Below are 15569 nucleotides of genomic sequence, written 5' to 3' on the forward strand. Positions count from 1 at the left end.
ACAGTTCAACTATTACAGACGGCCATTTCAACTCTTGCTGTTTTTGATCCTCGGATACTTTAGTCGCATTGACTGTAATCCCTAAGAAAAAAACTAAGGATTCAGAAGAACATGTTCTTCCGAATCCTTAGTTATTCGTTTACATACTTACAGTAACCATAAAAAATACTCGTAAAACTAGCTATGACCAACAGTAATATAGCTAAGAGACGATATTTAGCTAACCCAACTCCACCGGTGTTAGGTAATGATCCACTGGGGATTTTCTTATTTTGTACTTTTAATTTTATTGTATTTCCGCTAAGATCACTCATACCACTCATATTCGGATGACTTGAAATTTCTACACTCCCGTCTAATCGTATCTCAAACAAAATAGGTTCTATTATTTTTTCATATCCAAGAGGAGCCTGTTCTTCACACAAAGCGTATTTACCGGGACGTAATCCTGAAAAATGAATAGCTTTAGTTGTCTCTTGGCTAATTTCTCCGTTAGGGCCTTCTAATTTGAAAATTGCACCTAGAAGCGGTTGATCTTGAACATCAACTTTTTCAACAACCAATCTAAAATCTTTAAGCACATTTCGTACAAAATACTGCTCTGAAGTATTATCAATAGTAACCACCAAAGAATCACCCGTAGAATTTTCAACTACTCGGATATCAAAATTAACCATTTTAACAAATCCGTTCGGCACATACGTCTCTTCTACGACATAGCGACCAATTGAAAGATTGGCGATCTCAATTTTACCTGTATCATCCGGTTGTAAGTCCTCGCTATGGCTTTTTCCATCTTCTCTAGTGATGCTAAAGCTAGGCAAGTCTTTAGTAAATACCGTTTGTCCGTCTGCCATAAATTTCCAAAATTGATGATTCTCACGCAAAAGTTCATTCGTAATTTTTATCCCCTCTTCGTTCAATGTTTTTAACGTAAAGGTTGCTTGGTTGATCGTGGGCGATTGGTATCCTGAAACACGTTCATTTTCCATTATTCGATAAACGGTTGCTGGATTTTCTGGTAGGAGCTTAAATGTAGTCTGCCAATTTTCTTTTTCACAAATCTCCTTTTCTTCAATTGGTTTCCAAGAACCTTCCACCCATTCTTGCAACGTTACCGTGATTTTCTCCGGTCGTAAGTCCCAATAATCAGGGATCTCTTTGTACGTATCAGACCAAATTTTCGCTACCGGGATCGTCCAAGGTGCTTGCTGATATTTAACAGAAGGACTTCCGAACTCTAGTTGATCCGTTGTACGTTCTGGCATCGGCTGAAGGGTGGTTAAGTTATTCGTAGGATACCACTGATTAAAAACAAAACTCGAATCGGTGGTTTTTAGCTTGACTGTGTATGTTATCTCTATTTCTTGGCTATTGGCTAAATTAATAGGCGCCACTGTAATGTTTCTACCGTCTTTTGATACTGAGATCTTAGGTTCATCTTCTTTTTTTATCTTTTGCCCCGTCGTATCTACTTGTTTCCAAGTCGGTGTATCAATCAAATCAACCATATCACCTAACGGATCAGATAAAATTCCTTGATCAATGGTTCGAGTAATTGTCTCGTACCAATTATTAAAGTACGCAGATAAATCATCTTCTTTTTCTACATTATAAAAATGATAATCTGCTGCTGTATCCGTGTCGGGTCCATTAGTAGAATTGATTTTTTTACTCGACATTTTGTACAGACCACGCAATAACTCCGGCTGTTTATTTAATTCATTAACGTTCACCATTAATCTAAGCGCAATCGTATGAATCTCAATACCTGCATTTTTTACATCCATTGCTGCCGAATTCGTAGTGGTGATATGACTATTGATCAATCCGTGATAGGGCGGAACAATCGTTGTTTTGAATCCACTAGTTCCTAGAACATCACCACGCCTATAGTTTCCTTTCGGCCCTGAATTAAAATGTTCAAAATATAATTTATCCACGTACATATTTTCATTAAATATCCCTGTATCATTCGTCGGCCAACTTAGATTAGGGGCGCCATCCGTTAATACAAATAATAGTTTATAGCGCTTTTCCTTCTCTGTGCTAGCATCAAAAATATCTTTTGCTTCTATTAATCCTCGTTGAGTAAATGTAGCTCCCATTGCATCTGCTCGTTTGTATTCAGTGAGCATTTTTCCCCAATTGCTCGGATCATTAGATAATGGAAAAGTACTAATTTGGCCGGGTTTATTTCCCCAAGCATTGATATCATAATCAGAATAAATATGACCACCAATACGTATGTCGCCCTTTGCGGAATCAACTATTTTCGTTAATCCGGTAAGTAACGATTCAAGCGCTTGTTCTGCATCTTTTTTTCTCGTATTTGGTACATTGTATTCTTCCACAGACATAGAGTCTGAGTTATCTAAAAGAAAAACGATATCTACACCTGATTTATAACTGGTATTTCCTCGAACATTTAATTTCATCTTGAATTCATCTGCTTGGTCTGTCTGTTGCGCATATTTTCTCAGTGAAATCGTACTATCTAGCGGACTTTTTCCATAATGGATATACGATTTAGTATAATCATCTTGACCGGGGTCCCAACTTGTTTCTGCATCCCATCCATCAATCTGTTCAGAACCACCTTGATGGTTCAAAACATTCTGTTGATTTTTAGGTTGCCAAGAATACGTAGGATAGGTTCCCTTAGCATCTGTTATATATTGCGTTTCCTTATTTGTATACAGCAAAGGCTTGTCTGATTCTGAGAAAGGCAATTCAGACTTGAACATCGGATTTAGTGACGACTCTTGTGTAGGTTCGCTGATTCCCTGTGATGCTTGAGTTTGCGCATAAACTACATTTACGGAAGAAACTAATTCCATGAGCATAACACTGATTAAAAGAAAAAAAATGAGCAATGAACGTTTTTTCAATACCTTTTCCTCTTATTTCTGTTTTTTTGTTGTTGCAACCAATTTATCACTACTCGATATTCCAATGACCGTCACTCCTATATTTTTTATTTCAAAGAGTTTCTCTACTGAATGCAGCTTTAGAATAGCAAATATTCTTTTTTTACGTTTTCCGTATAGTTTTTTTACTATTGTTATTATTTGCAAGGTAGTAACTACTATAAATAAGAAGCAAAAGAACTTTCTATTATCATGTGTTATTTTATTTATTTTTTTAATGTTTTTGAATAGTCATGAATACTCAATATCTTTAGCTATCTATCCTTTTTTGGATTTATTACCTTTTTAGTACAAAACAACAAAAAAGCCTAAAAGGCTATCCCCTTTTAGGCTTCTTACTTATACTCTATGCTTGTAAAAAATCAGTTATCGTATGCAATACTGCACTATCATTATTAGTTCCGATAATATACTTAGCCTTATTTTTCGTTTCAGCAAATGCATTGCTCACTGCGAAACTATAACGTGCTTCTTCTAGTAACTCTCGATCGTTTAAGCCATCACCAAACGCCATTGTTTCTGATTTCTTCACATTCAACATTGTTTGTAATTTTTTAACAGTGGACCCTTTGTGGACATCTTGATTCGAAATATCGATCCAAGAGGCTTCTGATGCAACCATATAAGTTTTTTCTTTAAATTCTACTAATTCTTTAACCAATTCAAAGCAACGTGCTTGAGCATCATAAACAGTTATTTTCACAAAATCTTCAGTAATCAATTGATAATCCGAGATGATTTTTACATTTTGATAAGATCCGCGTACAGCGACCATGTCTTTTTCGCTCACATTGGCATCGACAAATGCCGCAGAAGGCGTGCAAGCAATGACTGTCGCTCCAATTGCAACAGTTGATAATTTCGAAAGAATCGCTTGACCTAATTCGTTGGGCAGTAAAGACTCGTATACATAGTTGCCTGCGTGTTTAATCCGCGTTGCACTATCTCCTAGAATCCATAAATTTTTAGCGTCTTCCAATTCAAACAATTTTTCTACTCGTTCACATTGTTTACCTGTACAAGGTGCAAAAGCAATGTTTTTCTCGTCCATTAATTGCTTTACTTTCCGATACAATTCATGATCAAAATCACCTTGATCATTCAAAAAAGTTCCATCTAAATCTGTTAATATTAATTTAATCATGAATGTTACTCCTTACCTATTTCTCCCACAAGGATGATAAAGAAAACCGAGACTTAAAATACATGGCCTCGGTTTCCTTATTAAATACTTAGATCTTCACCATTAGTTGCGATGACTTTTTTATACCAATCAAATGATTTTTTCTTACTACGTTTTAGGCTACCATTTCCGTCATTGTCACGATCAACATAAATGAAGCCGTAACGTTTCTTCATTTCACCCGTTCCGGCAGAAACTAAATCAATACAGCCCCAAGTGGTATATCCTAAAAGATCTACCCCATCTAAATCAACAGCATCTCGCATCGCTTGAACATGTTGGGCTAAATAATCAATTCGGTAATCATCAGCAACATAACCCTTTTCATCTGGTGTATCCACAGCTCCTAAGCCATTTTCTACAATAAATAATGGTTTTTGATAACGATCATAGAGATCATTCATCGTAATACGTAAGCCTAGCGGATCAATTTGCCAGCCCCATTCACTTGATTCCAAATACGGATTTTTAACTGAAGCAAAAATATTTCCCGCTGTTTGTTCAAGTAATTCTGGATCTGTCGTTGCCACGCGAGAAGAGTAGTAAGAAAAAGAAATAAAATCAACAGTATGAGCTTTTAATAGCTCTTTGTCGCCTTCTTCCATGACCACTTCAATACCCTTGCGTTCCATTTCCTTCAATGCATACGCTGGATATTCACCACGTGATTGAACATCGATAAAGAAATAGTTTTCACGTTCGTCTTGACGTCCCGCCCAAACATCTTCAGGTTTTGGTGTGTATGGATAATATGAACCCGCTGCTAACATACAACCGACTTGATTTTCAGGATCTACTTCATGTGCAATTTTTGTTGCAATCGCTGAAGCGACTAGTTCATGATGGGCTGCTTGATATTTGACTTGTTCCACATTGTCGCCTTCTTCAAAGTAAAGCCCGGCTCCCATAAATGGCGCATGTAAAATCATGTTAATTTCGTTGAAGGTCAACCAATATTTAACTAATCCTTTATATCGGTTAAAGATCACACGACATAGGTTTTCATAAAAACCGACTAATTCACGGCTCCGCCATGCCCCGTATTTTTCTACTAAGTGCATTGGACAATCAAAATGAGTGATCGTCACCAACGGTTCGATCCCATATTTTTTACATTCTTCAAAAATGTCTTCGTAGAATTTCAGTCCTGCTTCGTTTGGTTCTTTTTCATCGCCATTTGGAAAGATACGGCTCCAAGCTAAGGATAAACGATACGTTTTAAAACCCATTTCAGCAAATAAGGCGATATCTTCTTTCCAGTGATGGTACATATCAATCGCTTCTTTTGCTGGATAAAAATGTTCGTCATCAAAATCAAACATTTTCTTTTGCCCAGTGATGACCGGAAAACGATCTTCTCCGATTGGCACGACATCTACATTGGCTAAGCCACGTCCATCTTCGTTATAGCCACCTTCACATTGATTGGCAGCCGTTGCGCCACCCCATAAAAAGTCTTTTCTAAATCCCATGATTTCCCTGCTTTCTGCAATTTCTTCTATACATTTACTAAGTCTAATTCACGTGCTACTTCGTCTTGTACCTCAATACCTTCTTTTTCCAAACGATCGATCGTTGTTTTAAAGTTTGGTAAATGAGCTTTGTGGGCAATAAATAATTCATCCATCATTCGTTGGGCTGTTTTTCCTGAACGGACCATCGGATTAATCGTGAAAGCTTGTAAAGCTGTATCGTAATCCCCCGTTACAGCAGCTTCGATCGTCAGTAGTTCCATTGCTTTCATGACTTGTAACCAACCACGTTCTGCTGTCGGTAATTCGCCAAATGCAACATTCCGTGCACCTTGTCCGCCGATATAAGCAGATACTTCGACGACACAATCTGCTGGAAGATCTGGGACTGCACCATTATTTTTTGTAGAGACAACAAGTTGTGTATCTTTATTGGCATAAATCGAAGCAATCGATTCACAGGCGGCATCAGAATAATACGCACCACCATGTTGACCAAGTTGTTCTGGTTTATGATCCAAGTTTGGATCTTTATATAATTCAAATAATTCTGCTTCTGTTTTTTTCACTTGCTGAGCTCGAGTCCCGATTGTCTGATATTCTTCCAAGGCATGCTCTAACATTTCTTCTTCCATGTAATAATAGCGGTGGTAGCCACAAGGAATCATTTGCATTTGTTCTAATAGACGACGTGGGAATGGGATATCATGGATATTTTTGGGTAAGCCCGTTTCACCCGCATACATTTTTTCAACAATCTCCATCGTGATATCTTTACCATGATCATCAGCAACTTTATGCCAATGGAAATGATTCAAGCCAGCAAATTTATAGATTAATTCATCGGCACTTTTGCCTAACATCTCTGGTTCCACCATCGTTGCCATGACAGGTACATTACATAATCCAATCACTTTGTCCCATTTTCCATAGCGGACGACCGCTTCCGTTACCATGCCACTCGGATTGGCAAAGTTGATCAACCAAGCATCCGGACATAAGCGTTTCATATCTTCAACGATTTCTAAAATAATCGGAACCGTCCGGAAAGCTTTGAACATCCCACCAGCACCATTTGTCTCTTGACCTAACATGCCATAGTAAGCTGGGATTCTTTCGTCTTTGATTCGTGCTTCTAACAAACCAACTCTAAATTGAGTGGTAACAAAATCGGCATCTTTCAAGGCTTCTTCGCGATCTAGCGCCATGTAAACCTTTACATCATATGGCGAAGCATCCCACATTCGTTGAGCCATCGCACCAACGATTTCTAACTTTTCTTTTCCTGCTTCAATATCTACTAACCAGATTTCGCGAATCGGTAATTCAGCATAACGTTTGATAAAACCTTCCATTAATTCAGGGGTGTAGCTACTGCCGCCACCAATTGTGGCAATTTTTACGCCTGTCGCCATATGATCGACTCCTTTGTTTTTATTTACAATATAATTATCTTATTTGTAAAATAGTTTTTCAATCAAACTGACAGATAATCCATTTCCATTTACAAATTTTTGTTTTATACCGCGCGATTTTGTAAATATCAATGGAATAATTCTTTTTCATCTTTCTATTGGCTATTTTTATATTTACGTTTAGATTATAATATATGTAAATAAAGGAGTGTAGCGAATGTTATTAACTGAAAAAATGCGACAAACTCGTTTTTCAAATGCTGAAAACACTCTGGTCGACTATATTTTAAAACAAGACCTTGCTATCAAAGATTTAACCGTCAAAGAAATTGCTGATGCAAATTTTGTCCATCCTTCAACGTTGATCAGGGTCGCTAAAAAATTAGGCTATAATGGATGGTTAGAATTACGTGATGAATTTCTATCTGAACAAACATACCTGCAAACGTATTTTGATGATGTCGATGCTAATCTGCCCTTTCAAACAAATGATGGCCTCATGACGATCGCCAATAAGATTGCTTCACTTGAACGGACAACCATCAACGACACGTTGAGCTTACTGAATCATGACGATTTACAAAAAGCGAAACAACTACTGCTAAAATCGAAAAAAATAAAAATTTTCGGTAGCAATGCTAACTTGCTGATTTCACAAGATTTTGCCCTAAAAATGCGGCGTATTCAAAAAGATGTCGTAACGAGTCAAACCATGGGCGAAAATGCTTATGAAGCGTTCAACTCACAAGAAGATACTTGTGCGATTTTGATTTCTTATACCGGAGAAAATAGTTACATCCTACAAGTTGCTGAAATTCTACAACGTCGAAAAGTTCCTTTCATTGCCTTGACTAGTATCGGTGATAATACACTGGCTTCAATCAGCCACGCAGTATTACGGATGACGACTCGTGAACGCTTGTATTCAAAAATTGCTAATTTCACGATCAATTCTTCGATCTGCTATTTACTGGATGTTTTATACAGCTGTGTGTTTGCCGAAGATTATCAAAAAAATCTCAATCATTTAATTGAGATTGGTGACTTAGCAGATACTCGTAAAACCAGTTCGGCCATCATGGCTGAATCACCTGAATCTATGATCCGCTTCACTGAATCTTTTCGTCCCAATTGATAGCATTAAAAAATGGACTACGCCACAAATGACATAGTCCATTTTTGTTTAAACTAAAACCGTCAGTAATTCATCACTATGGGTGATAGCCGCTGCTTGATCTGCTTCGATAATGTCTAAATAATCAGCTGAATTTGTGATAATAACTGGTGTTTCCACACTGTAACCTGCTGCTTCGATCGCACGAATATCAAATGTGACTAGTTTATCACCACGTTTTACTTTATCACCTTGTTTAACAAAGGCTTCAAAAAATTCGCCATTTAATTGGACTGTATCTAAACCGATGTGGATCAATAATTCTAGCCCATTATCTGAAACTAAACCGATTGCATGTTTTGTTGGAAACATCGTCATGATCGTTCCATCAAAAGGAGCAATAACTTCGCCAACCGTTGGATGAATCACGACACCTTTACCCAAAATACCTTGAGCAAATGCTTGATCTTGCGCAGTATCTAGGGGCATAATCGCGCCTTGAACCGGCGCAGTCACGATTTCTTTACGTACTTCCATCGCTGTTTTTCCTTCTGGTACTTCGACTGTTTCTTCATCTTTCCAGAAAAGCATGGTTGCAGCAAAACTAAAGACCATCGCGACGCCAACAGCTACGAATTGTCCGACCATTCCACTGGCATCATTCGTCGCTGAATTGATATGATTGACGAATCCAAAAGCGCCAAGACCGCCCATCGTATAATATTTTGCTCCAAATAAGGCTGTTACTAACGCACCGACACCCCCACCGATCATGGAGATAATGAATGGTTTTTTCTTTGGTAATGATAAGCCGTAAATGGCTGGTTCAGTCACACCGAAAATCCCGGAAATAACTGCTGGAATACATAGTTGTTTTAACTTAGCGTTTTTTAGTTTGAAGAACATTGCCATGATAACAGCCGTTTGTGCAAAACTGGCTGTGAAAGAGGCTGCGAGAATAATATCAGAACCCGTAGTTGATAAATTGATCATAGCTAGCGGGATCAAACTCCAATGTAGTCCAAAAATTACTAATGCTTGCCAGAAGAATCCGACTACCACACTCATCAAAACAGGAGAGAACTCATATAACGACGTAAAGCCGCTACCCAAAAGATTGGTCAAGAAGGTAATGATCGGACCGATGACTAAGAAACCGAAAAAGACCGAAATCAAAATCGTAAATAATGGAACTAGGAAGGTTTGAACTAACTCCGGAATAATTTTTTTCGCTAATTTCTGAACATGACTAGCAAACCAAATTACTAAGATAATAGGCACGACACTACTTGTATAGTCATTGGTAATGATCGGCAAGCCGAATACGCGAACAAAAATAGGGCTTTCAAACATCGTATTGGCAAATAAGGTCATAATTGGTTTGCCAGCGCTTAACGCTGAAGCTTGGATCGTTGGATAAACCAATGCTGCTCCAATAGCCATTCCAGTGAATTCACTGACTTTAAATTTGCGGGCTGCTGTTAGCCCAATCACGATTGGCATGAAATAAAAGATAGAATCCCCAACCGCAGTCAAGAATAGATCGGTTCCACTACCCGCAGCGTAGAAGTTTAGGTAGAGAAACAAGGCATTGAATCCTTTTAACATCCCACAAGCAGCCAAGGCCCCTAAGAATGGTTGGAAACAACCTGAGATCACATCGATCAAGCGATTAAAAATATTGCCTTTTTCTGTTTCTTCTTCTGAAGCCTCGCCAGTGATCCCCGCAACATCTAAGACTTCTGAAAAAACTAATGGTACATGATTTCCGATCACGACTTGGAATTGTCCACCGCTTTTCATCACAGTCACAACACCGTCCATATTCTTCAAAGCCTCTTCATTGGCTTGGCTTTCATCTTTTAGTTTAAACCGTAAACGAGTGATGCAATGGGTCAAACTATTGATATTTTCTTTGCCACCGACATTTTCAACAATATTCTCAGCTAATTCATGATATTTTCCCACAGTCTATTCCTCCTAATTGTTTTCCTGTTATTGGTTTACCTTTTGGACTAGTCGTGCAATATGGATTGTTAAATATAATTTCTCATCATTCGACATTTCATAATGGTAGGTTTGCGCAATATAATCAGCAATTTTTCCAACACAGTGGTAAGCATTCTGATACTTTTTTCGAATGATCATTAACAATTCATCATCTGTTTCATCTGTTACTTGGCGTTGGTTCATGATACGGGAAGCAAAAAAACGTAAATGAGTCGTGAAACGATAGAAATAAACAGATTCTTCGTCTAATTGAACTTTAAAATAATAGCTGGTGATTTGAATAATTTCCTGCATCATCTCAGTCATCACAACAACGTTGTCATTTCCATTTTCCGTCTGAGCATTAACCAAGTGCAAAGCAATATTGCCGGCTTCATCTTCACCTAAATCCACCCCGAATTCGGCTTGGATTTTTTTTATAGCATCTATTCCGACCGAAAATTCATCTGGAAAGAATCGTTTAACATCCCAAAGTAATAAATTACGAACCCGTACGCCTTCCTTCACTCGTTGGATCGCAGCATAGAGATGGTCAGTGATTGAGATATAGAGTGAATCATTCAAAGGATTTTTTAACGTAACTTTGGCCTCATCGATGATATCATTTGCAACTTCAACATATTTTATCGGTACATCTGCTAGTAACTCTTGAAACTTATGCGCTAAATCACTATTGGCAAGACGATAAGTTTTATCAATTGAAGCAGTTACTATCTCATCGCCAATTTTCTTTTGAAAAGCCAATCCTCGGCCCATCACAACAATTTCGTTATCATTTTGATCGGTAGCTACCACTACATTGTTGTTCAAAACCTTTTGAATCTGCATCTAACACTCCCCCATCCTTTGACATTTACAATTAAATAATCGCTTATTTGTTTAACATTCGTTAGTTGTGCTTTCCCTCCTCCTCATCTAAGGCAACAAAAAAACCTCATGAAGGTACGACAAATAACTTTCGTACACCCCATCAGGTTTAGCTTGTAATAAAACAATCACTATCCGTCAATTGGTCTATCTAATTCAAAATTATCTTACCAAACGTAGAAAGCGCTGTCAATAACTTTTCAAAAAAAGGCTAGTCACTTAGGGGGTGACTAGCAAAATGAAAAAGATTATTTGTGGGTAAGGAGAATATAAAACACGAAGCTTAACTGAAACTAAAACTCGTTGTTTTCTAAAAAAAGAGCAAGAAAGGAAGACTATTATTCGATAAAAACAAATTATTTGAATTCTTAAGCAGAATCCTTTAGGGTGAAACTATCAGATAGGAAAGGAAGTATACTTAATGACCAAAAAAATTGCAGCACTTGTTACTGATTTAGTGGAAGATGTTGAACTATCCTCTCCCAAAGAAGCTCTAGAAAAAGATGGCAACGAAGTGACGATTATCAGCTTCGAAGCTGATCAAGAAATCACCGGTAAAGAAGGAACTAAATTCAAAAGCGATAAGAGCATTGATGATGTAAAACCAGAAGATTTTGATGCCTTATTGATTCCAGGCGGCTTTTCTCCCGATCAATTACGCAGCGATCCACGCTTTGTAGCCTTTGTTACCTATTTCCTAGATAAAGATCAACCATTGTTTGCCATTTGTCATGGTCCACAATTATTTATTCAAACAGGGTTAACCAAAGGTCGGACGATGACTGCCTATACAACAGTTCGTCCTGACATCGGCTATGCCGGCGCCATCGTAAAAGACGAGGCTGTTGTTGTCGATAACAAACTCGTTACTAGCCGCACACCGGATGACATCCCTGCTTTCAATCAAAAGATTATCGAGATCCTACACGCCTAATCAAAAAAGTCCCGACCGCTATGCGATCGGGACTTTTTTTTAAAACATTTGAGTAAAACTATAGCCAGCGATTCCTAGAAACAAGACCCCCATGATTAGGCTACTTCCCAGACTAATCATGATAAAAGGCGATGTTTCCTGATTACCACTAGCTTTGAGATTTGTATACGTTCGTTTCGTTATCCATAATTGCCAAACTCCTAATAAGAAAAAAATCACTCCGATAATCATTTATCCAACTCCTTTTCCCTTAGTTTACCTTGAGTTCATCTTGATAGAAACTTTTTAAATCTATTTCGCTAAAATGAACGATAGCCTGCTCAAAATTGAGCAGGCTATCTAACTAATCAATATTTATTATTCTAAAGTTGAGGGTGTTGACTATTACTAAAAATTAACTATTTCTCGTTTAAACGATGTATTCCCAAATCCTTCTAATACATCCTTGTAACCCTATAGTTACGCCAGTTTGATTAAATTTCATCAAAATGAGTTAAAGTGTCGCATAAAAATATCTTTCGTATTAATTAAATTATAGCATAACTAACATAAAACACGAAATAATGACCCTTTTTGTATAAGAATAACTTAAATCAATGCATTACATTGATCAGATAGCTGCGAAAATCACATGATTGATTCCTAAATAATTTAATACATAAAGAAATAATACGATTCCATTGATGATGAATGATAACACAATCACGGCATAACGAATCGAAAAATAAGAATAGCCGATTGGCTTGATCCGTGAATATTTTTTCCCGTGATAGCCTACCAAGATAATCAATAATATAATCGTTAAAATGGTCTGGACAACTATCCCCACTAAATAAAGCGCTGAACTTCCATGATTTACCTGAAAAAAATAGCAGCCAACTGTTATAACATCCACTAGTAATGCAAGCAATGGCATTGCACTCAACTCCTTTTAGTTCATTTTAAAAAAACTCTCGAAAAATTCGAGAGTTTTTACTTTAACCGATGATTGCACCATTGGGCATATCTTTTGGTGCTTCTACTACTTTTAAGGTACCATCTGGCGCTTCAGCTGAAAGGATCATTCCTTGACTGATTTCACCGCGCATTTTACGTGGTTTCAAGTTAGCGACGATCACTAATTTTTTACCAATCAAACTTTCAGGGTCTGGATAAAATTGCGCGATTCCTGAAAGGATCTGACGGTCTTGGTCATCTCCTGCATCTAAACGGAATTGCAATAATTTGTCTGCCCCTTTGACAGGTTTACATTCCATAACTTCTGCCACTTTTAATTCAACTTTATCAAAGACTTCAAATTTGATTTGTTTGTCTTTAACTGAAGCTAAGTCTGTTTCTTCCGGATCCCATTTGATTTTTTCTTCTGTTGGTTGTGCTCCTTCAGTCATTTTACCTTGGATATAGGCCACTTCTTCTTCCATATCTAAACGTGGGAAGATCGGCGTACCCTTAGGTGTCACTTTCGTGTTTGCTGGGAACTCGCCAAAATGAATCGTTGCAAGATCCATCATATCTGGGTTCAAGCCCAATTGTTCGAAAATCCGTTTTGGTGTTTGTGTCATGATCGGTTGTAAAAGAATCGCTACGATGCGTAAGCTTTCTGCTAAATGAACCATCACACTGTCTAATTCTGCTTTACGTTCTTCGTCTTTTGCTAAGACCCAAGGTTCTGTTTCATCAATGTATTTATTTGCACGAGAAATCAATGTCCAGATTTCAGCTAATGCATTATTGAATTCCATTTTATCCATTGATTCACGGTAACGACTAACAACATTGGCAGCGGTAGTTGATAATTCACTATCAAATTCTGTTACTAATGATTTGTATTCCGGTACGATGCCATCACAATATTTATTGATCATCGCAATGGTGCGATTCAATAAATTCCCTAAGTCATTAGCTAAGTCATAGTTTACCCGTGAAACAAAGTCTTCAGGTGTAAAGACGCCATCTGAACCGAATGGTACTGCACGCAATAAGTAATAACGTAAAGCATCTAGACCATAACGTTCAACTAACATTTCAGGATAAACGACATTGCCTTTCGATTTAGACATTTTGCCGTCTTTCATCATCAACCAACCATGACCATAAATCTTTTTCGGTAATGGCAAGTCTAAGGCCATCAACATGATTGGCCAATAAATGGTATGGAAACGAACGATTTCTTTCCCTACCATATGAACATCAGCTGGCCAGTATTTTTGGAATAAACTATCATCATCAGAACCATAGCCTAAAGCAGTGATATAGTTTGATAACGCATCGATCCAAACATACACGACATGTTTAGGATTCGCATTGACTGGGATTCCCCATTTGAACGTCGTACGCGAAACAGCTAAATCTTCTAAACCTGGCTTGATAAAGTTATTGATCATTTCATTTTTACGTGATTCAGGTTGAATAAATTCAGGATGATCTTCGTAATAAGCCAATAAACGATCCGCGTATTTACTCATCCGGAAGAAATAAGATTCTTCACGCACTAATTCGACCTCATGACCACTTGGCGCTTTCCCACCGATCACGTTGCCTTCTTCGTCATGATAAACTTCAGCTAATTGTGTTTCAGTAAAATATTCTTCATCAGAAACAGAATACCAACCTTCGTATTCACCAAGATAGATATCACCTTGTTCTAATAATTGATCAAATATTTTTTTGACAGCAGCTTGATGATAATCATCGGTTGTACGGATGAATTTATCATAACTGATGTCTAAGGTTTTCCATAATTTCTTGATATCCGTCGCCATTTTGTCCACATATTCTTGTGGTTCTACACCTAATTCATCGGCTTTTTTTTCAATTTTTTGTCCGTGTTCATCGACCCCAGTCAAATAAAACACGTCAAAACCCATTAAGCGTTTATAACGAGCAATCGCATCACAGGCAATCGTTGTATAAGAATTACCGATATGTAATTTCCCACTTGGATAATAGATCGGTGTTGTAATATAAAATGTTTCCTTCTCTGCCATGAGGCTCCTCCTTTAAAAATAGATTCTCTCGTAGTATACCATAAAACAACTCATGATTTTCGAAAAATACTTGTCAATTAGATTACTATGTAGCCTTTTTGGTCATAAGTTGAATCTAGCCAGATTTGGTTATTACTTGTCTCTTTGTTGAGCAATTATTGGTTTTGAGTTGCTTCACTTTATTTGATCAGATCATGCTAAAAATAAACCGGAATAACTCAGAATGACAAACTGTATTCGCTTGATCCTCATCGTGTCAAAGCGAGCCAAAACAGCAAGTCTATATAGACTTGCTGTTTCAACTATTGCCGTAATATTTTTTCCATTTTTTTCCCTTTAGCTAATTCATCTACTAATTTATCTAAGTAGCGGATTTTCTGCAACAATGGATCTTCGATTTCTTCTACTCGATAGCCGCAGATGACCCCTTTAATCAAGGTAACATTTTCATTTAATGCTGGAGCTTGCGTAAAGAAAATTTCCATACTATGATCAGAATCAATTTGCTTTTGTAACGCTACTGCATCATATCCGGTCAACCATTCAATTATTTGATTTAATTCTGCTTTGCTGCGATTTTTTCTCTCGACCTTCTTCAGGTAAAGATCATAGATCAAGGCAAAGCGCATCTTAAAAACTTTACTCATAAAAGTCGCC

The 15569-nt window shown here is 37.5% G+C and carries 12 protein-coding genes; 2 read left to right on the forward strand and 10 right to left on the reverse strand.

Features of this window, described 5'->3' with window-relative positions; translation table 11 throughout:
• Window positions 1–131: 131 nt before the first annotated feature.
• The 4 genes from RV04_RS01820 to RV04_RS01835 all read right to left on the reverse strand — a co-directional run bounded on the left by RV04_RS01820 (window position 132) and on the right by RV04_RS01835 (window position 7000).
• Window positions 132–2891 carry a SpaA isopeptide-forming pilin-related protein gene (locus RV04_RS01820; protein WP_071856765.1) on the reverse strand — a complete coding sequence of 920 codons (2760 nt, stop codon included), beginning with the start codon at window positions 2889–2891 and terminating at the stop codon, window positions 132–134.
• Between the two features lie 385 nt (window positions 2892–3276).
• On the reverse strand, window positions 3277–4074 hold the full coding sequence (locus RV04_RS01825; protein ID WP_071856766.1) for an HAD-IIB family hydrolase: 798 nt from the start codon (window positions 4072–4074) through the stop codon (window positions 3277–3279).
• Between the two features lie 80 nt (window positions 4075–4154).
• The gene (locus RV04_RS01830) at window positions 4155–5585 is read right to left on the reverse strand and encodes a 6-phospho-beta-glucosidase (protein ID WP_071856767.1); all 1431 of its coding nucleotides are present in this window, start codon (window positions 5583–5585) and stop codon (window positions 4155–4157) included.
• Between the two features lie 26 nt (window positions 5586–5611).
• The gene (locus tag RV04_RS01835; RefSeq protein ID WP_071856768.1) at window positions 5612–7000 is read right to left on the reverse strand and encodes a 6-phospho-beta-glucosidase; all 1389 of its coding nucleotides are present in this window, start codon (window positions 6998–7000) and stop codon (window positions 5612–5614) included.
• A gap of 217 nt (window positions 7001–7217) precedes the next feature.
• Here RV04_RS01835 and RV04_RS01840 point away from each other — a divergent pair, with 217 nt between their 5' ends.
• Window positions 7218–8135 (forward strand): MurR/RpiR family transcriptional regulator, encoded by a 918-nt coding sequence (locus tag RV04_RS01840; protein ID WP_071856769.1) that lies wholly within the window; start codon window positions 7218–7220, stop codon window positions 8133–8135.
• A gap of 48 nt (window positions 8136–8183) precedes the next feature.
• Here the strand turns inward: RV04_RS01840 and RV04_RS01845 are convergent, their stop codons facing one another.
• Both RV04_RS01845 and licT read right to left on the reverse strand, forming a co-directional pair.
• Window positions 8184–10082 carry a beta-glucoside-specific PTS transporter subunit IIABC gene (locus tag RV04_RS01845; RefSeq protein WP_071856770.1) on the reverse strand — a complete coding sequence of 633 codons (1899 nt, stop codon included), beginning with the start codon at window positions 10080–10082 and terminating at the stop codon, window positions 8184–8186.
• Between the two features lie 27 nt (window positions 10083–10109).
• Window positions 10110–10952 (reverse strand): BglG family transcription antiterminator LicT, encoded by an 843-nt coding sequence (gene licT, locus RV04_RS01850; RefSeq protein ID WP_071856771.1) that lies wholly within the window; start codon window positions 10950–10952, stop codon window positions 10110–10112.
• Window positions 10953–11412: 460 nt separating this feature from the next.
• Here licT and RV04_RS01855 point away from each other — a divergent pair, with 460 nt between their 5' ends.
• Window positions 11413–11925, forward strand: a complete 513-nt coding sequence (locus RV04_RS01855) for a type 1 glutamine amidotransferase domain-containing protein (RefSeq protein ID WP_071856772.1) — start codon at window positions 11413–11415, stop codon at window positions 11923–11925.
• A gap of 39 nt (window positions 11926–11964) precedes the next feature.
• Here the strand turns inward: RV04_RS01855 and RV04_RS01860 are convergent, their stop codons facing one another.
• The 4 genes from RV04_RS01860 to RV04_RS01875 form a co-directional block, all read right to left on the reverse strand.
• Window positions 11965–12156 carry a monovalent cation/H(+) antiporter subunit G gene (locus tag RV04_RS01860; protein WP_071856773.1) on the reverse strand — a complete coding sequence of 64 codons (192 nt, stop codon included), beginning with the start codon at window positions 12154–12156 and terminating at the stop codon, window positions 11965–11967.
• Between the two features lie 379 nt (window positions 12157–12535).
• Complete coding sequence (locus RV04_RS01865; protein ID WP_071856774.1) at window positions 12536–12841, reverse strand: hypothetical protein; 306 nt, start codon at window positions 12839–12841, stop codon at window positions 12536–12538.
• A 61-nt stretch (window positions 12842–12902) separates the two neighbouring features.
• Complete coding sequence (metG, locus tag RV04_RS01870; protein WP_071856775.1) at window positions 12903–14912, reverse strand: methionine--tRNA ligase; 2010 nt, start codon at window positions 14910–14912, stop codon at window positions 12903–12905.
• A gap of 302 nt (window positions 14913–15214) precedes the next feature.
• Window positions 15215–15559, reverse strand: coding sequence for a DUF2200 domain-containing protein (locus RV04_RS01875; RefSeq protein WP_071856776.1), 345 nt, complete (start codon window positions 15557–15559; stop codon window positions 15215–15217).
• Between the last annotated feature and the right edge of the window lie 10 nt (window positions 15560–15569).

Source organism: Enterococcus hermanniensis (assembly GCF_001885945.1).
Lineage (GTDB): Bacteria > Bacillota > Bacilli > Lactobacillales > Enterococcaceae > Enterococcus_A > Enterococcus_A hermanniensis.